19 protein-coding genes are annotated in these 21,777 nt (G+C 70.4%); 8 read left to right on the top strand and 11 right to left on the bottom strand.

Going from position 1 to position 21,777, the window contains the following annotated elements; genetic code table 11:
- The first annotated feature begins 29 nt into the window (after window positions 1-29).
- From M2283_RS22945 to M2283_RS22955, 3 genes are all read left to right on the top strand, one after another.
- On the top strand, window positions 30-1,079 hold the full coding sequence (locus M2283_RS22945) for an iron-siderophore ABC transporter substrate-binding protein (RefSeq protein WP_280878224.1): 1,050 nt from the start codon (window positions 30-32) through the stop codon (window positions 1,077-1,079).
- On the top strand, window positions 1,076-2,065 hold the full coding sequence (locus M2283_RS22950; protein WP_280878225.1) for a FecCD family ABC transporter permease: 990 nt from the start codon (window positions 1,076-1,078) through the stop codon (window positions 2,063-2,065). The genes M2283_RS22945 and M2283_RS22950 overlap by 4 nt, the downstream gene beginning before the upstream one ends.
- An 80-nt stretch (window positions 2,066-2,145) precedes the next feature.
- On the top strand, window positions 2,146-3,207 hold the full coding sequence (locus M2283_RS22955) for a FecCD family ABC transporter permease (RefSeq protein ID WP_432423122.1): 1,062 nt from the start codon (window positions 2,146-2,148) through the stop codon (window positions 3,205-3,207).
- Between the two features lie 69 nt (window positions 3,208-3,276).
- On the opposite strand, the gene M2283_RS22960 is transcribed toward M2283_RS22955, so the two are convergent.
- Window positions 3,277-4,317, bottom strand: coding sequence for an NAD(P)-dependent alcohol dehydrogenase (locus M2283_RS22960; RefSeq protein ID WP_280878226.1), 1,041 nt, complete (start codon window positions 4,315-4,317; stop codon window positions 3,277-3,279).
- A gap of 180 nt (window positions 4,318-4,497) precedes the next feature.
- Between M2283_RS22960 and M2283_RS22965 the strand changes: the two genes are divergently transcribed.
- On the top strand, window positions 4,498-5,409 hold the full coding sequence (locus tag M2283_RS22965; RefSeq protein WP_280878227.1) for a helix-turn-helix domain-containing protein: 912 nt from the start codon (window positions 4,498-4,500) through the stop codon (window positions 5,407-5,409).
- Window positions 5,410-5,413: 4 nt separating this feature from the next.
- On the opposite strand, the gene M2283_RS22970 is transcribed toward M2283_RS22965, so the two are convergent.
- Window positions 5,414-6,184: a group II truncated hemoglobin gene (locus tag M2283_RS22970; RefSeq protein WP_280878228.1), complete on the bottom strand. Its 771-nt coding sequence runs from the start codon at window positions 6,182-6,184 to the stop codon at window positions 5,414-5,416.
- 62 nt (window positions 6,185-6,246) lie between these two features.
- Window positions 6,247-6,774, bottom strand: a complete 528-nt coding sequence (locus M2283_RS22975) for a YceI family protein (RefSeq protein ID WP_280878229.1) — start codon at window positions 6,772-6,774, stop codon at window positions 6,247-6,249.
- Between the two features lie 157 nt (window positions 6,775-6,931).
- Between M2283_RS22975 and sigJ the strand changes: the two genes are divergently transcribed.
- Entirely contained in the window at window positions 6,932-7,861 is a 930-nt protein-coding gene (gene sigJ, locus M2283_RS22980; protein ID WP_280878230.1) for an RNA polymerase sigma factor SigJ, read from the top strand.
- 129 nt (window positions 7,862-7,990) lie between these two features.
- Here sigJ and M2283_RS22985 read toward each other — a convergent pair whose 3' ends face one another.
- The 5 genes from M2283_RS22985 to M2283_RS23005 form a co-directional block, all read right to left on the bottom strand.
- Window positions 7,991-11,314, bottom strand: a complete 3,324-nt coding sequence (locus M2283_RS22985; RefSeq protein WP_280878231.1) for a S8 family peptidase — start codon at window positions 11,312-11,314, stop codon at window positions 7,991-7,993.
- A gap of 217 nt (window positions 11,315-11,531) precedes the next feature.
- Entirely contained in the window at window positions 11,532-12,215 is a 684-nt protein-coding gene (locus tag M2283_RS22990; RefSeq protein ID WP_280878232.1) for an ABC transporter ATP-binding protein, read from the bottom strand.
- Between the two features lie 106 nt (window positions 12,216-12,321).
- Window positions 12,322-13,803: an ABC transporter permease gene (locus M2283_RS22995; RefSeq protein WP_280878233.1), complete on the bottom strand. Its 1,482-nt coding sequence runs from the start codon at window positions 13,801-13,803 to the stop codon at window positions 12,322-12,324.
- 135 nt (window positions 13,804-13,938) lie between these two features.
- On the bottom strand, window positions 13,939-15,201 hold the full coding sequence (locus M2283_RS23000; RefSeq protein ID WP_280878234.1) for a L,D-transpeptidase: 1,263 nt from the start codon (window positions 15,199-15,201) through the stop codon (window positions 13,939-13,941).
- 239 nt (window positions 15,202-15,440) lie between these two features.
- The gene (locus M2283_RS23005; protein WP_280878235.1) at window positions 15,441-15,803 is read right to left on the bottom strand and encodes a hypothetical protein; all 363 of its coding nucleotides are present in this window, start codon (window positions 15,801-15,803) and stop codon (window positions 15,441-15,443) included.
- Between the two features lie 109 nt (window positions 15,804-15,912).
- Between M2283_RS23005 and M2283_RS23010 the strand changes: the two genes are divergently transcribed.
- Window positions 15,913-16,239, top strand: coding sequence for a hypothetical protein (locus M2283_RS23010; RefSeq protein WP_280878236.1), 327 nt, complete (start codon window positions 15,913-15,915; stop codon window positions 16,237-16,239).
- A 41-nt stretch (window positions 16,240-16,280) separates the two neighbouring features.
- Window positions 16,281-17,087 (top strand): hypothetical protein, encoded by an 807-nt coding sequence (locus tag M2283_RS23015; RefSeq protein ID WP_280878237.1) that lies wholly within the window; start codon window positions 16,281-16,283, stop codon window positions 17,085-17,087.
- Window positions 17,088-17,177: 90 nt separating this feature from the next.
- Here M2283_RS23015 and hutH read toward each other — a convergent pair whose 3' ends face one another.
- From hutH to M2283_RS23030, 3 genes are all read right to left on the bottom strand, one after another.
- The gene (gene hutH, locus M2283_RS23020) at window positions 17,178-18,716 is read right to left on the bottom strand and encodes a histidine ammonia-lyase (RefSeq protein ID WP_280878713.1); all 1,539 of its coding nucleotides are present in this window, start codon (window positions 18,714-18,716) and stop codon (window positions 17,178-17,180) included.
- A gap of 146 nt (window positions 18,717-18,862) precedes the next feature.
- A complete protein-coding gene (locus tag M2283_RS23025; RefSeq protein ID WP_280878238.1) occupies window positions 18,863-20,011 on the bottom strand; it encodes a GGDEF domain-containing protein in 1,149 nt (382 codons plus the stop codon).
- 127 nt (window positions 20,012-20,138) lie between these two features.
- On the bottom strand, window positions 20,139-20,939 hold the full coding sequence (locus tag M2283_RS23030; RefSeq protein ID WP_280878239.1) for an enoyl-CoA hydratase/isomerase family protein: 801 nt from the start codon (window positions 20,937-20,939) through the stop codon (window positions 20,139-20,141).
- Between the two features lie 228 nt (window positions 20,940-21,167).
- Between M2283_RS23030 and M2283_RS23035 the strand changes: the two genes are divergently transcribed.
- Entirely contained in the window at window positions 21,168-21,770 is a 603-nt protein-coding gene (locus M2283_RS23035; protein WP_280878240.1) for a hypothetical protein, read from the top strand.
- Window positions 21,771-21,777: the final 7 nt, after the last annotated feature.

Genomic DNA, 21,777 nt, shown 5'->3' on the forward strand with positions numbered 1-21,777 from the left:
CGTGATCGATGTGTATCGGAGTAGCAGTCGTGCGTGCAGTGGGATTGAAGGCCGTCGTGGCCGCGACCGTCGTCGGAGGGCTGCTCGCCGGGTGTTCCTCCTCGGACAGCGGTGACAGCGGCACCGAGAAGAAGGCCGGCGCGCAGAACAAGGTCATCGGCGCCTCCGAGGGACCGTCCGCCGCCCCCAGCACGCTCGCCGACGGCATGGGCGCCGACCCGGACACGGACGGGACGTTCCCCCGTACCGTCACGCACTTCGAGGGCAGGACCACCGTCAAGTCGGCGCCGAAGAAGATCGCCGTGCTCAGCACCGGTCAGCTCGACGACCTGCTCTCGCTGGGGACCGTGCCGACGGCCACCACGCGCGCCGACAACGCCGGTCTCGTACCCGACTACCTGGCGGACGCCTTCCCCAAGTACAAGGCACAGCTCGCCGACATGACCGACGCGGGCACGCGCCAGGCGCCCAACCTGGAGACGCTCGCCGCCGCCAAGCCGGACCTGATCCTCGCCAACGACTCGCTCGGCGACCTCTATCCGAAGCTGTCGAAGATCGCGCCCACCGTGATCACCGCAGGCAACGGCATCAACTGGAAGCGCGACCTGCTGCTGGTCGGCGACGCCATCGGCAAGGGGCAGCAGGCGCAGAAGCTGCTCGACGGCATCGTCGGTGACGCGGCCACGAAGGGGAAGACGGTCACGGGCGACCCGACCGTCTCCATGGTGCGCTTCACGCCCGACCGCACGCGTATGTTCGGCGTCTCCTCCTTCACCGGTTCCATCGCCGTCGACATGGGGCTGAAGCGGCCCAAGTCCCAGCAGTTCACGGCCATTTCGGAGGACATCGGCGCGGAGAGCATCGACACCGCCGACGGTGACTGGATCTTCTACTCCGTCCAGGGCGACGCCGGCAAGACCGACGCGGCGAGCGTGCTCGCCGGGCCGCTGTGGAAGTCGATGGCCGGCGTCAAGGCCGGACACGCGGTCAAGGTCGACGACGACCCCTGGTACCTCAACGCCGGTCCCACCGCCGCCCGTCTGGTCGTACAGCAGCTCGCCGAGCACCTCGGCACGTGACCCGACGCCTCGCCTGGCCGGCCGCCGCCCTCGTGGTGGCGGTCGCCGCGCTGCTCAGCCTCGCCGTCGGCACCCGGGCCGTTCCGCCGTCCGCGGTCCTCGACGCCCTTGTGCACGGCGGGAGTTCACCGGACGCACTGGTCGTACGGTCGCTGCGACTGCCGCGTACCGAGGTCGGACTGACGGCGGGCGCTGCACTCGGCCTGGCAGGCGCGGCCCTCCAGGCCGTCACCCGCAACCCGCTCGCCGACCCGGGCATCCTCGGGCTGAGCCAGGGGGCGGCGGCCGGCGTGGTCTTCGCGATCGCCTTCGGCGCCGGGGGCTACGGCTTCGGCGGCTACGTCTGGTACGCCTTCGCCGGCGCCGTCGTGGCCGCCTTCCTCGTGTACGGGATCGCCTCGCGCGGCCGGGGCGGGGCGTCACCGGTGAAACTGGCGCTCGCCGGGACCGCGTTGTCCGCGATGACCGCCGGCGCCACCACCGTCGTCCTCACCTCCAGCTCCGCCACGCTCGACCAGTTCCGCTTCTGGCAGGTCGGCTCGCTCAGCGGACGGGACACCGACACCGTCGTACGCATGCTGCCGTTCCTCCTCGTCGGGGCGCTGCTGGTGATCGGATGCGCGCGCGGCCTGGACGCGCTGGCCCTCGGCGACGAGACGGCCCGGGCGCTGGGGCACCGGGTGGGGTTGGTCCGGGGGTGTGCGGCGCTCGGCGCGACCCTGCTGACGGCTGCCGCGGTGGCTGCCGCGGGGCCGATCGCATTTGTGGGCCTCGCGGTGCCGCATCTGGCTCGGCGACTGGTGACCGGGGGGTATCGGTCGGTACTGCCACTGTCCGCGCTGCTCGGGGCGGCGCTGCTGGTCGGCGCGGATGTGGCGGGGCGGGTGGTACGGGCTCCTGCGGAGGTGCCGGCCGGGGTGATGACGGCGTTGGTGGGGGTGCCGGTGCTGGTGGTGCTGGTGCGGCGTAAAGGAACGACGAGTTGAGAGGTACCCGGGGTCGCAGCGACGAGGTGGGGCACGCAGCCCGGCGCTTGCGGAGTGCCGCTGCGCCCAGCCGTGCCGCCCTGGCGGCACGGCTGGGCGCAGTTGGGGCGGCGGCTGGAACTACCATCTTCCGCCCCCACCCCCGTATCTCCCTCCTCCTCCACCGCCGTTCCGCCACCGTCGCTGTCCTCCTCTTCTTCCTCCTCGCCGCCGTCATGCTCGCCTCCGCCTGTCTCGGGCAGACGTACATCTCGCCGGTCGAGGTGTGGCACACGTTGCGTACGGGAGCCGGGCCCTACGAGCTCGTCGTCGGGGAGTTGCGGGTGCCGCGGATCGTGCTCGGCGCGCTCGTCGGGGCCGCGCTCGGACTGTCCGGGGCGCTCGTGCAGACCGTCACCCGGAATCCGCTGGCCAGTCCCGATGTGATCGGGGTCGGGCACGGGGCCGCCGCCGCGACCGTGCTGGCGCTGTCCACCGGGGTCATCGCCTCGCCCGGCGCGTTGCCGATCGTGTCCGTGGTGGGCGGCCTTGCCGCCGCCGCGCTCGTGTACGTACTGGCGTGGCGGCACGGGATGCAGCCGAGCCGGTTCGTGCTGACCGGGGTGGGGATCGGGGTCGCCCTGTCCGCAGTCGTGCAGCTGTATCTCACCGACAGTGAGCTGGAGGCCGCCGAACAGGTCAAGCTGTGGTTGACCGGGAGCCTGAACGGGCGCGGCTGGGAGCAGGCCGGGCCGCTGGGCGTCGTACTGCTGCTGTCGCTGCCCGCGCTGGTGTGGGCGAGCCGGGCGACGCGGCCGCTCGGGCTCGACCCGGAGACGGCCGCCGCGCTCGGGGTACGGGTGGACCGGGTCCGGCTCGGGCTCACCGTCCTCGGTGTCGTCCTCGCCGCGACGGCGACCGGAGCGGCGGGGCCGATCGGGTTCGTCGCGCTGACCGCGCCGCAGTTGGCCCGCCGGCTCACGCGGACGCCTCAACTGCCGCTGCTCAACGCCGCGTTGACGGGGGCCGTGATCCTGGTCGGCGCCGATCTCGTGGCCCGTACGCTGCTGCCCCCGCTGGAGATCCCGGTCGGCGCGCTCACCTCGCTCGTCGGCGGGCCGTATCTGCTGTGGCTGCTGGGCAGGCGTACGACGACGTACTGACGGCCCCGGAGGAGTGCGCCTCCGGGGCCGTCAGGTCGATCGGGACCTGGCCCGGTTCCTGGATCGCGATCAGATGGTCGCCGTGTCGATCACGAAGCGGTAGCGGACGTCGCTGTTGAGCACCCGCTCGTACGCCTCGTTGATCTCGGAGGCGCTGATCAGCTCGATCTCCGCGCCGAAGCCGTGCTCGGCGCAGAAGTCGAGCATCTCCTGGGTCTCGCGGATGCCGCCGATGCTGGAGCCGGCGAGGGTCTTGCGGCCGGCGATCACCGAGAAGAGGTTGAGGGAGATGGGCTCCTCGGGGGCGCCGACGTTCACCAGGGCGCCGTCGGCCCGCAGCAGCGCCAGGAACGCGCCGAAGTCCAGCGGGGCGGAGACCGTCGAGATGATCAGGTCGAAGGTGCCGCGCAGCTCCTCGAAGGTCTTCGGGTCGCTGGTCGCGTAGTAGTGGTCGGCGCCCAGCTTCAGGCCGTCGTCCTGCTTGCGCAGCGACTGGGAAAGGACCGTGACCTCCGCGCCGAGCGCGTGCGCGATCTTGACGGCCATGTGACCGAGGCCACCGAAGCCGATCACGGCGACCTTCTTGCCGGGACCCGCGTTCCAGTGCTTGAGCGGGGAGTACGTGGTGATGCCGGCGCACAGGAGCGGGGCGGCCACGTCGAGGGAGAGGCCGTCGGGGACCCGGACGACGAAGTTCTCGTCGACGACGACCTTCTCGGAGTAGCCGCCGTAGGTGACCTCGCCGTCCTTGCCGACGGCGTTGTACGTGCCGACGTTGCCGCCGGTGCAGTACTGCTCCAGGCCCGCCTTGCAGTTGTCGCACTCGCGGCAGGAGTCGACCAGGCAGCCGACGCCGACGCGGTCGCCGACCTGGTGCCGGGTGACGCCGGGGCCGACCTCGGAGACGACGCCCGCGATCTCGTGGCCCGGGACCATCGGGAAGATCGCCTCGCCCCAGCCCTCACGGGCCTGGTGGATGTCCGAGTGGCAGATACCGGCGAACTTGATGTCGATCAGGACGTCGAACTCGCCGACCGGGCGGCGTTCGATGGTGGTGCGCTCCAGCGGCGCCTTGGCGGCGGGAGCGGCGTACGCGGCAACGGTGGTCATGCCGGGAATCTCCTAGCGGGGGGTATGTGCCGGCCGCCTTCTGATGTCCTTCTGGCCGGGCACGACGTCCAGCATGCCGCCCGCGCGAGGAATCACCCAGGCCACGGCTCTGCCTACGTCCACTGTGCCTACCACTGGCGGGGTCAGGATGCTGTGCGTACGACCGGGGATACTGGTCGTATGGACGAACAGCCCGATCCCGTGCGGGAGGCCGCCGGCTCCCTCGACCCGCGTGCCGAGCTCAGCGAGTTCCTGCGCACCCGGCGGGCCCGGCTGAAGCCGGAGGACGTGGGACTGCCCGACTTCGGGCGGCACCGGCGGGTGCCGGGGCTGCGCCGCGAGGAGCTGGCGCAGCTGGCGGGCGTCTCGGTGGCCTACTACACGCGGCTGGAGCAGGGCAACGGGCGGAACGTGTCGACCGAGGTGCTGGACTCGATCGCGCGGGCGCTGCGGCTGACCGACGCCGAGCACTCGCATCTGACGCATCTCGCGAAGCCGAAGGCCAAGAAGAGGCAGACGGCGGCGTGCACCCGGCAGCAGGTGCGGCCGGCGCTGCAGGGGCTGCTGGACACGATGGACAGCGTGCCCGCCTACATCTCGGGGCGGCGCACGGAGATCCTCGCCTGGAACCGGATGGCGGCGGCGGTCTTCGGCGACTGGGGAGAGCTGCCGCCACACGAGCGGAACTGGGCGCGGCTGGTGTTCCTTCGGCCCGACTACAAGGACCTCTTCATCGACTGGGAGCAGAAGGCGATCGACATCGTCTGCGTGCTCCGGATGGACGCGGGCCGCTGCTCCGACGACCCCCGGCTGTCCACGCTGGTCGGCGAACTCTCCGTCAAGAGCGAGGACTTCCGCCGTCTGTGGGCCACCCATGACGTCAAGGAGAAGAACCACGGCGTCAAGCACATGCGCCACCCCCTGGTCGGCGAACTGGCCCTTCACTTCGAGTCGTTCAGACTGACCGACGAGTCGGAACAGGGCCTGGTCGCGTACCACGCGGAACCGGGGTCCGCCTCGGCGGAGTCACTGCGGTTGCTGGCGAGTTGGGGAGCGGACGCCACGCGAGCGGACACCGCCGACCGACTCTGACCGCTCACCCCTGATACGGCGGCATGGCCCCCCAACTCCACTTGGGCACCGGCTGCTCCGCCGGCGGCTCCGCGTCGGGGCCCGAGAAGTAGACCGCCAGCCTGGTCCCCCACTCCACGTACGCCAGGAACGCTGAGCGGAATTCCGCGTCCGTGGGGAGGCCTGCCTCGTCTGCCGCGTCCTGGATGAGGTTGACCCAGCGGCGGCGCTGGGGCTCGGTGATGTGTTTGCCGGCGTGCATCGAGACCATGTGGGCGTGGCCGCCCTGGGTGCGGGAGTAGGTCGCCGGGCCGCCGAAGACCTCGCCGAGCCAGTGGGCGACGTGCTCCGCGTGCTCGGGGGCCAGATCGGCGAAGAGCGGGGACAGGAGGTCGTCCTTGACGACCTTGTCGTAGAAGGCCGACGTCAGACGGGAGAAGGCCTCGTCGCCGCCCGCCCAGCCATACAGCGTCGGCACCGCCGCGCCCGGCCCGCGCACCGACGTCGGCTTGTAGTGGCGCATCTCATCGATGTTCTCGATGTACGGGCGGATCTCCGCGAGGAAGCCGGGGAACAGCTCCGAGCTGCGGAAGCCCTTCAGGTGGTCCTCGGTCGAGGTCCAGACGATGCGCAGGATGAAGTGCTCGAAGTCCTCCTCGCAGCGGGCCAGTTCGTAGTCGACGCACTCCGGCGCCGCCGCCAGCTGGGCCGCCGCGCGCGTGTACGCGGCCAGGAACTCGGCCGAGCGGGTCTCCGGGATGCGGTAGCGGACGTACTCGACGGTCTGTGTGGTCATGCGCTCACCGAAACACGCGAGGCCCACCGGACGCGGTACTTCCGGCGGGGCCTTCGGACGTGTCAGCGCTGGGCGTAATGGATCAGCGCGACCTCCAGTTCCAGGGTCACCTTGTCGGCGAGCAGGCGGCCGCCCCAACTCACGTCCCAGTCCCTGCGGTTGAGGGTTCCCCGGCCGGTGAAAGAGACGCCGGAACCTGTGTCGGTCACTTCCAGGTCCACGGTGACCGGGCGGGTAGTGCCACGCACTGTCAGGTCGCCGGTGAGGGTGAAGCGGGTCGCGCCGGTCTGTCGTACGCGCGTTGAGGTGAAGGTGATGTCCGGGTGGTGGTCGCCGTCCAGGAAGTCGGCGCCGCGCAGGTGCTCGTCGCGGCGGGCGTTGCCGGTCTGCAGGCCCCGCGTGCGGATGGTCAGCCGGACCTCCGACTTCGACGGGTCCTCACCGTCCAGATGCGCACTGCCCTCGAACTCCTCGAACCGCCCGCGCACCTTGCTGATCAGCACGGCCCGCGAGACGAACCCGATCCGGGTGCGGGCGGTGTCGAGGACGTAGTCGCCGGTGAGCGCGGTCTGCTGCGACAGTTCGTTCATGGTCTTCCTCCTGGCTCTCTGGCTCCCTGGGGTGTCACAGGGGTACGACGAGAGGGGCCCCCGGAATGTCAGGTGGGGCCGGCCCGGCCTCACATTCCGGTCCACCGTGTCGTCGTATCCATGAAGGGAACCTGCGATCCGTGAGGGAGGGACCGGCATGAGTGAGGAGTCGGCCGAGGCGGGGCTCGACGCGATCATGAGCGAGCGGCGTCAACTGATCAATCTCGGCTACCGGTTGCTCGGCTCGCTGGCCGACGCCGAGGACGTCGTGCAGGAGACGTACGCCCGGTGGTACGCGATGCCGGTGCCGCAGCGGGACGCCGTCGCGTCGCCCGGCGGGTGGCTGACGACGGTCGCGAGCCGCATCTGTTTCGACCTGCTCCGCTCGGCGCGGGCACGGCGGGAGCGGTACGTCGGTGAGTGGATCCCGGAGCCGGTGCCCGACCGTACGGAGTGGACCGCTGGGCGGGCAAGCGGCGCCTCGGCGGATCCGGCCGACCGGGTCACCCTCGACGAGTCGGTCAACATGGCCTTCCTCGTCGTGCTGGAGTCGATGACCCCGGCCGAGCGCGTCGCGTTCGTCCTGCACGACGTCTTCCGGTTCTCGTTCGCCGACGTGGCCGAGATCGTCGGTCGTACGCCGGGAGCGTGCCGTCAGCTGGCCTCGTCCGCCCGGCGGCGTATCCGCGCGTCACGGTCGTCGGCGACTCCGGCAACTCCGGCGGCCCAACGCGCCGACGTCGTCCGGCACTTCAAGGAGGCGTGGGAGGCCCAGGACATCGACGCCCTCGTCCGCCTCCTCGATCCCGACGCCACGGCGACCGGTGACGGCGGCGGTCTCGCCAGTGCCGCGCTCCGGCCGATCCGCGGCGGCGAGCCGGTCGCCCGCTTCTTCGCCGAACTCCTCGCCAAGGCACCCGCCGAGGTGATCGTCCTGGAACGTACGGTCAACGGGCAGGCGGGGCTGGTGGCGCAGGTGGACGGTGTCACGGAGGTGGTGCTGGCCTTCGATGTCGCGGGCGACCGGATCCGGCACATCTGGGGCGTGCGGAATCCCGAGAAACTCCGTTCCTGGACGACGAGTTGAGGGGTGCGGGGTGAGCCCGCGTCCGGAATGCGAACGGCCCGCCGGAAGCTGTGCCTCCGGCGGGCCGTTCACATGCGGTACTTCATACGCGGTACTTCATGCGCGGTACTTCACGTGCGAGCTAGCGGCTCACTTGCCGTAGTACGCGTTGTAGATCGAGATCGTCGACTTGTTGTTCTTCTTGTCGGCGATCTTGGCGTGGAAGGAGATGGCCTGCCCCTTCGCCGGGTTCTTGACCTTGATCTTGCCGCCCACGACGCTGACCTTCTTCCAGGTCTGGCCGTAGTCGTAGGAGACGTACACCGCAAGCGACTTGAGGTTGCTGCCCTTGGCCGAGCCCTCGACGGCGACCGGGATGGAGACCGTCTTGCCGGCCTCGACCCGGTTGTCCGGGCCCGTGGTCGCGTTGAAGCGGACCGTGGAGGCCGGGAGCTTGGTGAGGGTGGTGCCCTTCTTCGAGCGGAACGTGAAGCTCGCGTCGATGCGGGTGGAGGCCGCCGCGATCTTGACGCTGCGCTTGACCAAGGTGGTCAGCTTGTAGTCGGCCGCGGCCGACGGAACCTTGAACTCGCCCTCGCCGAACAGCGGATCGGTGTTGGAGGAGACCTTGGTGCCGTTGCGGTACAGGGTCGTGTCGACCGAGGTGAAGGTCGACGAACCCGGGTGGCCCTTGCCGTCGGCGAACAGCGGCACGACGCCGTAGATGCTGTTGCCGTCGCGGTACAGACCGAACTGCGAGTTGAGGTGCGGTCCGAAGACGGCCGTGTTGAAGGTCGACGAGTACGTCTTGCCGCCCTTGTAGGCCTGCGGACTGCCGATCGTGTAGTAGGCCTCCGTCGTCGGGAAGCCGTCCGGGTCGACACCGCCGTACTGCTCGAAGCTCACATCCCACTTCACGCCACCACCGGTGGACAGGTGCAGAGTGCGGGTGCCGGGCAGGTTCTGCGTGATGCCGATCCCGGAGGCGCCGCTGCTCTCGGGCAGCCAGCCGATCGCGCTCAGCGCGCCCTTCTTGCCGCTCGCCCCGGAGCCCAGGCCCACCTTCACCTTGGCCAGCTCACTCGCCTTGTAGTGCTTGGTGTAGCCGTTGGCGAGCTGCTTGACCACGCCGCCGACCGTGGTGTCGTACTCCTCGGTCGTCCCCTTGGTCCAGTGGCCGTCCCACTGCTGGGTCAGCGACCCGTCGGTGATCTGGCCGCCGAGGCCCTTGGAGCGGAAGTTCTCGAAGGTGTCCAGCCACCAGCCGAAGCCGTAGCCGGAGTTGCCGACCGTGATCGAGTAGTCCGCGGAGGCGAACACCGACTTGGCGGCGGTGTCCGGGACGGTGATGTCGACCGGCTTCGCGGTCCGGGCGTCCACCGTGATCGTCGTGTTCTTGGTGATGCTCAGCTTCGGCTGGGCCAGCCAGTCGATGCCCTTGGTGGCGTCCTCCGGGTCCACGAAGACACCGCTGTCCAGGACGTAACCGCCCTTGGGCACGCGCGCGGTGACGGTCCCGGAGGCGTCGTACGGCGTGTACCAGGTGTCCTTGCCGAGGCCGGAGACACCGCTCAGGCTCGCGTTGTAGTACGGCGCCGGCTTGCCGTCACGGCCGATGACCTTCAGCGTGACGTCGTACGACTCCACCTCGCGCTGCACGGCCGCGGCCGTCCGCACGCTCTGGCCGTCGCCCGTCGCGGTCACGTACGCGGAGTACGCGCCGTCGAGGGTGCCGCCCAGCTTGGTGTTGGCGGTCAGGTCCACGGAGGCCTTGCCGCTGGCCGGGACGGTGACCGTGGTGGCGCCGAGCTTGAAGAAGCCGGCCGGAGCGGCCTGCCCCTTCGGGTTCGTCGCGGTCGCCGCCAGCTTCAGCGTGACGTCCTTCGTACCGAGATTGCGGTACGTCACCTGCTTGGTGACCGGGGTGTCGTCGGTGTGCGGCCACTGCTGGACGCCGAAGCTCACCGACACCGGGTCGGCGATCACCGTCTGCTTGATGGCCTTGTCGACCTGGATGCGGCCCGAACCCTGCTGGAACGGCGTGTACTTGCCGCCCTTGGTGGATCCGGTCAGCGCGCCCTTCAGCTCGGCGAAGCCCCAGTCCGGGTGCTCCTGCTTCAGGATCGCCGCCGCGCCCGCCACGTGCGGGGTCGCCATCGACGTACCGGAGATGGTCAGGTAGCCCGGCGGCTTCTCACCGACCTCCTTGTCGATGACGCTGCCCGGGGCCGCGGCCGCGGTGATGTCCACGCCGGGCGCGGTCACGTCGGGCTTGATCTGCCCGTCGAGGCCGGGGCCGCGGCTGGAGAAGGAGGCCAGTACGTCCTTGTCGTCGACCGCGCCGACGGTCAGCGCGTCGGCGGCGCTGCCCGGGGAGCCGATGGTCTGGTCGCCGAAGTCGCCGTCGTTGCCGGCGGCGATGGCGAACAGGATGCCCTTCTCCTGCGACAGCTTGTTCACCTCGGCTTCGAGCGGGTCGATCGCCGGGGTGTCACCGCCGCCCAGGCTCAGGTTGACGACATTGGCGCCCTGCTCGGCCGCCCACTCCATGCCCGCGATGATCTGCGAGTCGTCGCCGTAGCCGTCGTCGCTGAGCACCTTGCCGTTGAGCAGCTTGGCACCCGGGGCGACGCCCTTGTACTTGCCGTTCGACTTCGCGCCCGTGCCGGCCGCGATGGACGCGACGTGCGTGCCGTGGCCGAACTTGTCGGTGGCGTCGGGCGAGGTGGAGAAGTTCTTGGCCGCGATCACCTGGTCCTTGAGGTCCGGGTGGGTCGCGTCGATGCCGGTGTCGAGGACGGCGATCTTGACGCCCTTGCCGTCGTAGCCGGCGGCCCACGCGGTGGGGGCGCCGATCTGCGGCACGGACTTGTCGAGGCTGGCCTTGCGGACGCCGTCGAGCCAGACGTGCGCGATGCCGGAGGCGGTGCTGGAGCCGTTGGTCACGGCGTCCCACAGCTCGGGCGCGTCCTGCTTCGGCGTCTGCACCGCGTCCGCGTTGAGCGTGGTGAGGCTGTGGCGGAGCTTGCCCGCGTCACGGACGTCGGCCTTCGTCGCGGCGGCGGCGCCCTTGTAGCCGACGATGACCTTCAGTCCCTGCTTCTGGGACGCGCGGTTCGTGGCCTTGTCCAACTCCGTTACGTCGAACAGCCGTTGGTCGACCTTGCCGGTCGCGATCAGGCGGGCGACGTCGGCCGGTACGACCAGGGTGTGGCCGTCGGCCTTGCGGATCTGGACGGGTATGTGCTCGCGTCCCTTGGCCGGCTCCAGGCCGACGACCCGGCCCTTGGCGTCGACGGCGACGCGGTCACCCGTGATCAGGGTGATGTGGTGCTTTGCGGTGAGTGACGACTTGGCCGCCTGGGCCGAAGTGGTGCCCGGCTGCTCGGACTTGGCCTGCGCCGGGCTGGTCATGCCCGCCGCGAGGGCCACGGCGGCGGCCGCGGCGATCGTGCCCGCGCACGCCTTTTTCACTTGTCTGCGCAAAACTCCCCCTAGCAGAAGGTCCGGGCGAATACTCCCCATTCACCCGGCCGGGGGTGGTCCCGCACATGCGTGCGCCCCCCGGAATACGCAGTATGCCGGGGGGCGATCAGGCACCTCAAGAGATGAGAGGGCGGTAAGAAGTCGGTCGGAGAACTGTTACGCGACCGCGGGAAAGCCGTTACGTTTTCGCGCGGTTCACGCCCCGTCATGCCCCCGCGTTCTCCTTGACAGTGATGCGCCCCTTGCGGATCGTCGCGACGCGCGGGGCCTTCTTCGCGATCGAGGAATCGTGGGTGACCATGATGAAGGTCAGCCCCAACTCCTTCCACATACGCTCCAGTACGTCCATGATCTCGTCGCGCATCGACTCGTCGAGGTTGCCGGTGGGCTCGTCGGCGAGCAGCACCTTCGGCTCCTTCACCAGTGCGCGGGCGATCGCGACGCGCTGCTGCTGACCGCCGGACATCTCCGACGGAAGGTGCCCGAGGCGTTCGCCGAGGCCGACCGACTTCAGTGCCTCCGCTGCTCGTTCGCGGCGGTCCTTGCCCTTGATGCCGAGGGGGACGAGGGCGGTCTCCACGTTCTCCTGGGCGGTGAGGGTGGGGATGAGGTTGAAGGACTGGAAGACGAAGCCGATGTTCTCGCTGCGGACCTTGGTCAGCTTCGCCTCGGAGAGCTTGGCCAAGTCGGTGCCGTCGAGGGTGACTTCACCCGCGGTGGGCCTGTCGAGGGCACCCAGCATCTGGAGCAGGGTGGACTTGCCGCCGCCGGTGGGGCCCTGGATGACCAGGCGGTCGCCGTCTGCGATGGCGAGGTCGACGCTGTCCAGGGCGACGACTGCTTCCTTGCCGCGGGTGTAGCGCTTGGTGACGCCTCTTAGTTCGTACATGGTGGCTCCTGGGAGGATTTGGGGTGGTGCGCTTCGTCGTTTGCTGCCGGCCTGTGGGGGCTGGTCGCGCAGTTCGCCGCGCCCCCTGAGGCCAATTGCGGAACCGTTACTCGACTCTGCGCAGGGCATCCGCCGGGCGGAGCCTCGATGCTCGCCAACCGCCGAACGCTCCGGCGATCAGGCCGCCCGCCACCGCCAGGCCGACCGCGAGGACGACCGTGGTGACGCTCACCGGGGCCGTCAGGGCGACGTCGAGGGTCTTGGCTGCCGCCGTGCGGCCGGGACCGCCGAAGCCGCCGCCACCGCCGCCGCCGGGACCGCCGGCGCCACCACCGGTGCTCCCCATCTGCGCCGACAGGGTGGGGCTGATGGCCGTCACTACATATGCGCCCGCCAGGCCGACGGCGATGCCGAGGATGCCGCCGAGCAGACCGTTGACGACCGCTTCGCCGACGACCTGGCGGGTCACGCGGCCCGACTTCCAGCCGAGGGCCTTGAGGGTGCCGAACTCGCGGACGCGCCGGGAGACGGCGGAGGAGGTGAGGAGACCGGCGACCAGGAAGGCGGCGATCAGGACCGCGATCGAGAGCCACTTGCCGACGCTGGTGGCGAGGGAGGAGGCGGTGGAGAGGGAGCCGGAGACGGTGTCGGCGAGGTCGGCGGAGGTGGTGACCGTCGTACCCGTGACGTTCTTCTGGATCGTGGACTTGACCGAGTTGATCTTCTGCGAGTCGGTCGCCTTGACGTAGATCGTGGTGACCTTGTTCTTCGAGTCACTGAGGGTCTGCGCCTGCTTGAGCGGGACGTACAGGTTGGCGGCCGAGTCGCCGCTGTCGGCGGTGGCGATGCCGATCACCTTGAACTTGACGCTCTTGACGGTGATCGTGGAGCCGACCTTGTACTTCTTCTCCTTGGCGTAGGCCGAGTCGACGACGACGACCTTCGAGTCGGTCTCCGTCGTCTTGAAGGTACGGCCGCTGGTGATCTTCGACGAGGTCAGCGGACCGAGGGCCGGCTTGGTGACGTCGGCGCCGTAGACGGAGTAGCTGTTGACGTCGAAGTTGGCGCCGCCGCCCTGGACTTCACCCTGCGGCTGACCGCCGCCGCCACCGTTCTGACCGCCACCGTTCTGACCGCCGCCGTTCTGGCCGCCGCCGCCCTGCTGCTGGAACTGGCCGCGGGTGAACTGCCCGTCGACCTTGATGACTTGAAGGCTCAGCCCGCCTACGGCGTCAGAGACACCGCTCTGCGAACCGACCTTGGAGACCGTCGTGTTCGACAGGGTCTGGAAGCCCTGCACCATGACGCGGTCACTGCTCTGCTCGGAGTCGGAACCGTCGGCCTGCGCGTCGAAGTTGAAGCGCGGCCGGTCCGAGGTGCTCGTGGAAGCGGCGGCGGCCTTGGTGACCGTCATGTCCGTACCGAGGCCGTACAGCGACTGAAGGACCTTGTCCTGCGCCTTCCCCATGCCGGACGACACGGAGTTGACCACGATGACGAGCGCGATGCCCAGCGCGAGCCCGGAGGCGACGACGAGGGCCGCCTTTCTGCGGCGGCGCAGTTCGCGCCTCAGGTAGGTGAAGAACATGGCCGCAAGCTAGGTACAGCGCGTGATGACTGGATAAGGCCGACATAAGAGAACGATGAGAAGGCTGTGCAGAGGCCCGGAAACACCGATGCCGCCCCTGGGGGCGGCATCGGAAAGCTGTGGACTTCCGTCGGGTCAGACCTCCGAACCGGCCTTCCAGTCCGCCCAGCTGAGGTTCCAGCCGTTCAGGCCGTTGTCCGGGGACACCGTCTTGTCGCCGGTGTTCTGGACCACCACCACGTCTCCGACCATGGAGTTGGTGTAGAACCAGTAGCCCGCCGTGCCGGTGTCGTTGGCGCCCTTGGTGTCGGACAGGCCCACGCAGCCGTGGCTGGTGTTGACGCTGCCGAAGACGGACTTGGCGCCCCAGTAGTTGCCGTGCACGAAGGTGCCGGAGTTGGTGAGGCGGATGGCGTGGGGTACGTCCTTGATGTCGTACTCGCCCTTGCCGTCGTCGTCGGTGAAGCCCACGGTCGCGCCGTTCATGCGCGTCTCCTTGAACTTCTCCGACATCACCATGATGCCTTCGTAGGTCTTGTTGTCGGGCGAACCGGCCGAGATCGGAATGGTCTTGATCGTCGCGCCGTTGTGCGTGATCTTCATCTGCTTGGTCTTCGCGTCGACGTAACTGACCTGGTTACGGCCGATCTTGAAGGTCACCGTCTTCTGCTGCACACCGTAGACACCGGAGGCTCCCTCGACGCCGTCGAGCGCGAGCTTCAGCGTGACGGTGGAGTTCTCGGTCCAGTACTTGTCGGGGCGGAAGTCGATGCGGTTGGCGTTGAACCAGTGCCCGACGACCTCCTGACCGCTGCTGGAGGAGACCGTGATGCCCTTCTGGACCGCGGCCTTCTCGGTGATCGCCTTGTCGAAGTTGATCGACACCGGCATGCCCACACCGACGGTCGAGCCGTCCTCCGGCGTGAAGTTCCCTATGAAGCTGTTGGCCGGGGAGACCGTGGTGAACGAGGCGTTCTCGTGGGCGACGCGCCCGTCCGAGTCCTTCGCGGCGGCGGCCAGCTTGTAGGTGGTCGAGCGCTCCAGCTGGGTGGTCGGCTTCCAGCTGGTCTTGTCGGCCGACAGCTCGCCGGCGACCTTGCCGCCGTCCGCGGTCGTCATCGACACGGTCGTGAGCGTGCCCTTGCTGACGGTCACCGCGGCCGAGTTGTTGATCGACGCGTTGTCCGAGCCGTCCTTGGGCGTGATCTTGATGTCGGCCACCGACGTCTTCTTGGCCGCCGCCTCGTCGGCCTTGGCCTGCGAGGCGTCACCGCCCCCGCCGGAGGCGTCGTCGTCGCTGCCGGAACACGCCGAGAGCACCAGTACTCCGCCGAGCAGTGCGGCCGCGACCGAAAGGCCCCTGCGCCGCTTACTGTCCGTCATCACACGCTTCTCCATCGCTGCCGAAATCCCCAAAACCCCAAGAGTCCCCGTTGACCGACGAGTCCCCGTCGATCGAGTCCCCGTCAACGAACTTCAACGCTACGACCGGTTCATCCCGTTCCACATTCCAGTTACGTGTGGGGCACGCCACGTCCGCCGGGGCGGGTGGTGCGGATCTCGGTCCGTGCGCCACCTGAGACGACGAAACCCCGGCCGGCGGTTGCCACCCGGGGTCACGTTTTCCCCAAGTCGCGTCAGGAGGCGCCGCGCGTCTCCTCGTCCCCCTCGTCCTCCGTATCTCCTTCGTCATCATCCTCGTCCAGATCCCAATCCGGCGAATCGGGGTCGTAGTCGATCGGCTCGCTCGACCAGGAGGCCTGCGCCAGCTCGACCCCGGGCACCTCGCTGACCAGGTCGAACGGATCGACCAGATACGCGAGCGCCTCCGCGGTGTCTTCCGTCACAGCGTCCTCGGCATGTACCCGCTCATCGGCCGGCATATCGTCCTCGTCGGCGATCCGGCGCAGCGCGGCCTTGGCCACGGCGTCCGCGTCGTCGACTTCGAGGACGAGTTCCACGCGAAGCCGTACAAATCGTGAGGTCTCTTCAAGGCTCATGCCGGGAGCGTAAGGCCCACAGCTCCCGTGACTTTCCCGTGACCCACTCCTTTCACTAACATCGGCCCACACGGCCAATTCGCCAGCGCCACAAGGGGATCGATATTCCGTGTCATCCGTTCGCCGTCCGTTGCTGACCGCCACCGCCGCGGGGACCCTGCTGGGTGCCCTCTGGTTCGTCCCGTCCGCCAACGCGACTCAGGACACCCCGGTCAGAGATCAGCCGTCGGCGACCGCGACCACGCAGGCCAGGGCCACTTCGCAGACCGCCGCGGACACCGACTCGGTGTCCGACGACGCGGTCGGGAGCGAGACGCGGCTGGCCGACACGGGCAGCTTCGACACGACCCCGTACGTCGTCGGCGGGACGCTGTTCCTCACCCTGGGTGCCGGGTTCGTCGTCTACTCGGTGCGCCGCGAACGCCTCGGGTTCTAACTGACTTGACGTTTCTTTGACCCGGACTTCATAGTCCGCTCATGAAGAGATCATCGAGGGTGCGCATAGGCGCCACGGCGACCGCGCTGTCGTTCGCCCTCATCACGGGGTGCGGCGGGGAATCCAAGGACACCGAGAGTGGCAACGACTCGGCGGACAAGGGCTCCTCGTCGACCGCGGCCGCCAAGGCGCTCAGCGCGGCCGAGCTGGACAAGCTGATCATCGCCAAGGGGGACCTGGACGGGTTCGACGTCCAATCCGCCGACACCGGGGACAAGTTCGCCGAGTCCAAGGACAAGGTGAAGGTCGTCGACGCCAAGTGCGCGCCGCTCGCCTACGTCCTCACGGGCTTCGCGCCGGGCGCGGACGAGAGCGCGTACGTGAACCGGATGGCCACCGAGAAGGACACCGAGCCGACGCCGACGGGCACCTCCGACGAGGACCTGGACGCCACGATGGACAACCTTCAGGACATCCTCGATTCGACGATGACGGTCGTCTCGCTCTCCTCGTACGACGGCGAGGGCGCCCAGGAGACGCTGAAGTCCGTGTCGGACGCGATCTCCGGCTGCGCGAGCGGGTTCTCGGTCTCGGCTCCGGGCGAGGACACCCAGAAGTTCACGAAGGTCGTCGAGGAGAAGGCCTCCGGCACCGGTGACGAGTCGATCGCCTTCGCGGTGTCCGGCCCGGTCGAGGGCGACATGACCACGGTGCACGGCGAGGTCGTGCGGCACGGCTCCACGGTCGCCGCGTACTACTCGCTCAGCCTGGCGGCGATGGCCGGCGAGAAGGTCACGTACGACATCCCGGCGGAGCTGATCAAGGCCCAGGCGGCCAAGCTCAAGTGACGCTCCGGGGCCCGGTCCACGAGGACCGGGCCCGGGAGTTCCACTAGGAACTCCCCTACGAATTCCCCTACCGCAGCGATCCGTTGACCCTCACTGCAGCGGTCCGGTGACCGTCTCCGCCGCGGCCACCAGTCCCCCCTCGCGCACGAACACGTCCGCCGCGGCCAGGTCGGGCGCCAGGAACCGGTCGGGGCCCGGGCCCCGCACACCGGCGGCCCGCGCGGCCTCGATGACGGCCCGCGAGGCGGCCGCGGGGGTCAGGCCCTCGCGCAACTCGACCGCGCGGGAGGCGGCGTAGAGCTCGACGGCGAGTACGCGCGCGAGGTTGTCGACGGCGGTACGCAGCTTGCGCGCGGCCGACCAGCCCATGGAGACGTGGTCCTCCTGCATGGCGGAGGACGGGATCGAGTCCGCGGACGCCGGTACGGCCAGCCGCTTCAACTCGCTGACCAGGGCGGCCTGCGTGTACTGGGCGATCATCAGGCCCGAGTCGACGCCGGCGTCGTCGGCGAGGAACGGCGGCAGGCCGTGGCTGCGGTTCTTGTCGAGCAGCCGGTCGGTGCGCCGCTCGGCGATGGACGCGAGGTCCGCGACCGCGATCGCGAGGAAGTCGAGGACGTAGGCCACCGGGGCGCCGTGGAAGTTGCCGTTGGACTCGACGCGTCCGTCCGGCAGGACAACGGGGTTGTCGACGGCCGAGGCCAACTCCCGCTCGGCGACCAGGCGGGCGTGCGCCATGGTGTCCCGGCCGGCGCCGGCGACCTGCGGGGCGCAGCGCACCGAGTAGGCGTCCTGGACGCGCGGGGCGTCGTCCTGGTGGTGGCCGGTGAGCTCCGAACCCTTCAGCACCGCCAGCATGTTGGCGGCGCTGGCACCCTGGCCCGGGTGCGGGCGGATGGCGTGCAGTTCGGGGGCGAGCACCTTGTCGGTGCCGAGCAGGGCCTCCAGGGACAGGGCGGCGGTGATGTCGGCCGACTTGTAGAGGAGGTCCAGGTCGGCGAGGGCCATGACCAGCATGCCGAGCATGCCGTCGGTGCCGTTGAGGAGGGCGAGGCCCTCCTTCTCGCGCAGTTCGACGGGGGCGATGCCGTGCTCGGCGAGCAGTTCGCCGGCCGGGCGGACGGTTCCGTCGGAGCCTTCGGCGTCGCCCTCGCCCATCAGCGTCAGGGCGCAGTGCGAGAGCGGGGCGAGGTCGCCGGAGCAGCCGAGGGAGCCGAACTCGTGGACGACCGGGGTGATCCCGGCGTTCAGCACGTCGGCCATGGTCTGCGCGACCTCGGGGCGCACGCCCGTGTGTCCCGAGCAGACGGTCTTGAGCCGCAGGAACATCAACGCCCGTACGACCTCCCGCTCGACCCGCGGTCCCATGCCGGCGGCGTGCGAGCGGACGATGTTGCGCTGCAGCTGGGCACGGAGCTCGGGGCTGATGTGCCGGGTCGCCAGGGCGCCGAAGCCGGTGCTGACGCCGTAGACCGGCTCGGGCTTGGCCGCCAGCGCCTCCACGATCCCGCGGGCCGCGGCGAGGGCCGCCAGCGCCTCCGGGGAGAGCTCGACCCGGGCGCCGTCACGCGCCACGGCGAGAACGTCGGACGCGGTGACCCCGGACGTCCCCACCACCACAGTGTGCATATCCATATTCAGGAGCGTACGCAGTGAAGACGGAGATGTCACTACTGGGTCGGGGTTACGCCCCTTACACATTTCGGCGCGCGCGGGGACCGGCGGCCCCGGCCCCGCCCGTCAGGTGAGCCGGCCCTCGAATCGCCCCGAGTCCGTCAGGTGTGCCTGCCCCGGAACCGGCGCCGCTCGGCCGGCGCCGACGGCGAAGGCGTGTCGGCCAACCGCACGACGGGGTCGTCGACCCCTTCCCGCCCCGCCACCACCGGCCGGTCCGCGTGGAGCGCCTTCGCCCGGTACTGGGCTGCGTCCGCGAGCCGGAAGAGCCGGCGGGCCGAGCGGACAGGACCGATCGGGTCCTCGGTGGACGCGACCCCGCACGCCACCCCGTCACCCAGCTCCAACTCGGCGGCGCGGCGGCAGAGTTCGCGGGCCGCCTCGACCACCTCGTCGGCGGCCGGACCGACCGCGAGGAGACAGAACTCGTCCCCGCCGAGGCGGGCCGCGAGCGCGCCGGGCAGCATCGCCCCGCACAGCGACAGGACGGACCCGAAACGCTCCAGGAGCCGGTCGCCCACCGCGTGCCCCTGGGTGTCGTTGACGCGCTTGAGGCCGTTCAGGTCGCAGACGACGAGGCTGACGACGGTCCCGTCGACGCGGTGCCGCTCGACGGCCTCGTCCAGCCGCAGATCGACCGCGCGGCGGTTGGCGAGCCCGGTGAGGGCGTCGGTGAAGGCGAGCCTGCGCGCCTCCTCAAGGCGCTCGGTCTGGGCGATCCCGGCGGCCACGACGGAGGCCAGGACGGTCGCGAAGTCGGCGTCGGCCCGCGCGAAGACGGGGGCGCCGGCCGGCCGGGCCACGTACAGCTCGCCCCAGGCCCGCCCGTGCAGCACGATCGGCGCGACGACACAGGAGCCGCGGCCCCGGCGGCGCAGGGCGGCGACGCGCTGATGGACGTAACCGGGCCGCCCCCCGGCCGCCGGGCCCTCGGCCGTCTCGACCCAGGCGTTGGGCTCGCCACCGCCCGCCCACCGCTCGTGCAGGAACTCGGTGATCTCCGGGAACTGGTGCACGGGGTACGACTCCCCGTCCGGGAACTCGTCCTCGCCCTCGGCCCGCTCCCCCACGTTCACGAGGACCCGCAGCCGGCTGAGCTCGCGCTCCCACACCGACAGCGCGGCGAAGCTCCCGCCCAGCGCCCGGCACGCCCCGGCCGCCGCCGCCCGCCACGCCTCACGCGAGCCGTGCGCCGCCGCCATGCCCTGCGCCAACGCGACGACGGCCGTGAGCCGGTTGTCCTCACCCATTAACCCAGGTTAGGGAGGTTTGGGTGGTTTCGTGACGTTGGTGCGGCGGTGGGGTGAGTGGGCGGGGCGGGGCCGTACGGGGTCCGGTGGACCATCCGCCCACGCTGACCGCTACTCACCCGGAGCGCTACTCACCCGGCCACTGCGGCTTCCGCTTCTCGTTGAAGGCCGCGACCCCCTCCGCCCGGTCCCCCGAGAACGCCACGGCCCGCCAGGCCGCGTCCTCGACCTCCAGGGCCGCCCGCAGGTCGAGCCCGTGCCCGAGGCGCAACGCACGCTTGGCCGCGCGCAGGCCGACGGGCGAGTTCGCGGCGATACGGGAGGCCAGGGCCAGCGCCGCCTCGCGGTCCTGCCCCGCCTCCACCAGCTCGTCGACGAGCCCCAACTCCCGTGCCTCCGCGGCCTCCAGCCGCCGCGCCGTGAAGATCAGCTCGGCCGCCCGCGCGGCCCCGACCCGCCGGGGCAGCAACTGCGTACCGCCGCCGCCCGGGATCACCCCGACCGACACCTCCGGCAACCCCACCACGGCCGTACGGTCGGCCACGATCAGGTCGCACGACAGGGCCAGCTCGAATCCGCCGCCCAGCGCGTAGCCGTGCACGGCGGCGACGGCCGGGACGGGCAGGTCCAGTACGCCGGTGTAGGCGGCCCGTGAGACGGGGCGCTGGCGCAGCATGTCGGCGTCGCTGAACGAGTTCCGCTCCTTGAGGTCCGCGCCGACGCAGAACGCCCGCTCGTGCGTCGAGGTCACCACGACCGCCCGTACGTCCTGGTCGGCGCCGAGCGCGGCGCAGCCCGCGGCGATCGAGCGGGCCATCTCGCTCGACACGGCGTTCATGGCCTTGGGCCGGTCCAGGACGAGCTCGGCGACATGCCCGTCCCCGTGCCGCCGTACCAGCACGAACTCCCCGAACCGCTCCTCGCTCATGACACCCTCCGGTTAACGCGGGTTAACAACAGCTCCGGCCCCGATCATCGCAGGCGCGCGGAGGCGGGGGAAGGCCGACGGCCCCCGTGCCGGTTCAGGTCCGGCTCCGGGGCCGACTCCCCGTTCGAGTGACAAGCCGCCCAACTCCCGCCGCACCGCCCACGGCAGCGCATAACGTGCGTCCGCCACGGCGCACCGGGGGCGCGCGGGCAGCGGGGAGGGATCGCGATGACAGACACCCAGGTCAGGGCCGACGAGGCAACAGGCGGCGGCACCCGTCTCTTCGGTTCCGGCGGCCGGCACCGCAGGCCGCGGCCCCGCAAGGTGCTCTTCGCCGCGGGCGGCATCGCGCTCGCCGCCGGAGTGCTGAGCCTGGTCCGGCTCGCACCCGAGTCGGGCGTCGGCGGGATCGGCACCGCGGAGGCGGAGCCCGGACTGCACCCCGGCGACCGGGCCGACCGCCCGAAGAACGCCGCCGCCACACTCGCGGCCAGCCCGATCCCGTCGGCGACCTCAGTGATGGGCGGGGAGAGCGCGACACCTACGGTCGTCCCGGTCCCGACGGCCACGACATCACCGACCGCCGCGCCGGGAGTCGGAGCCGCCCCGGGCCCCACGACGATCCCGGAGGCGCCCAACGCCACCCCTACGACGGCGCCCCGGGCCCCCGCGACGACGGCCCCCGCACCACAGCCGACGCCGACCGCGACCCAGCCCCCGGCTCCGGCCCCGACGCACACGACCGCGCCGCAACCCGCCCCGCACCCGACGACCGACCCCGGCCTGTGCGTGCCGATCGTCGGCGTGTGCGTGGGCCTGCTGTCGCACTGATCCGCCG

Origin of the sequence: Streptomyces pseudovenezuelae (genome assembly GCF_029892565.1) — a bacterium.
Taxonomy (GTDB): domain Bacteria; phylum Actinomycetota; class Actinomycetes; order Streptomycetales; family Streptomycetaceae; genus Streptomyces; species Streptomyces pseudovenezuelae_A.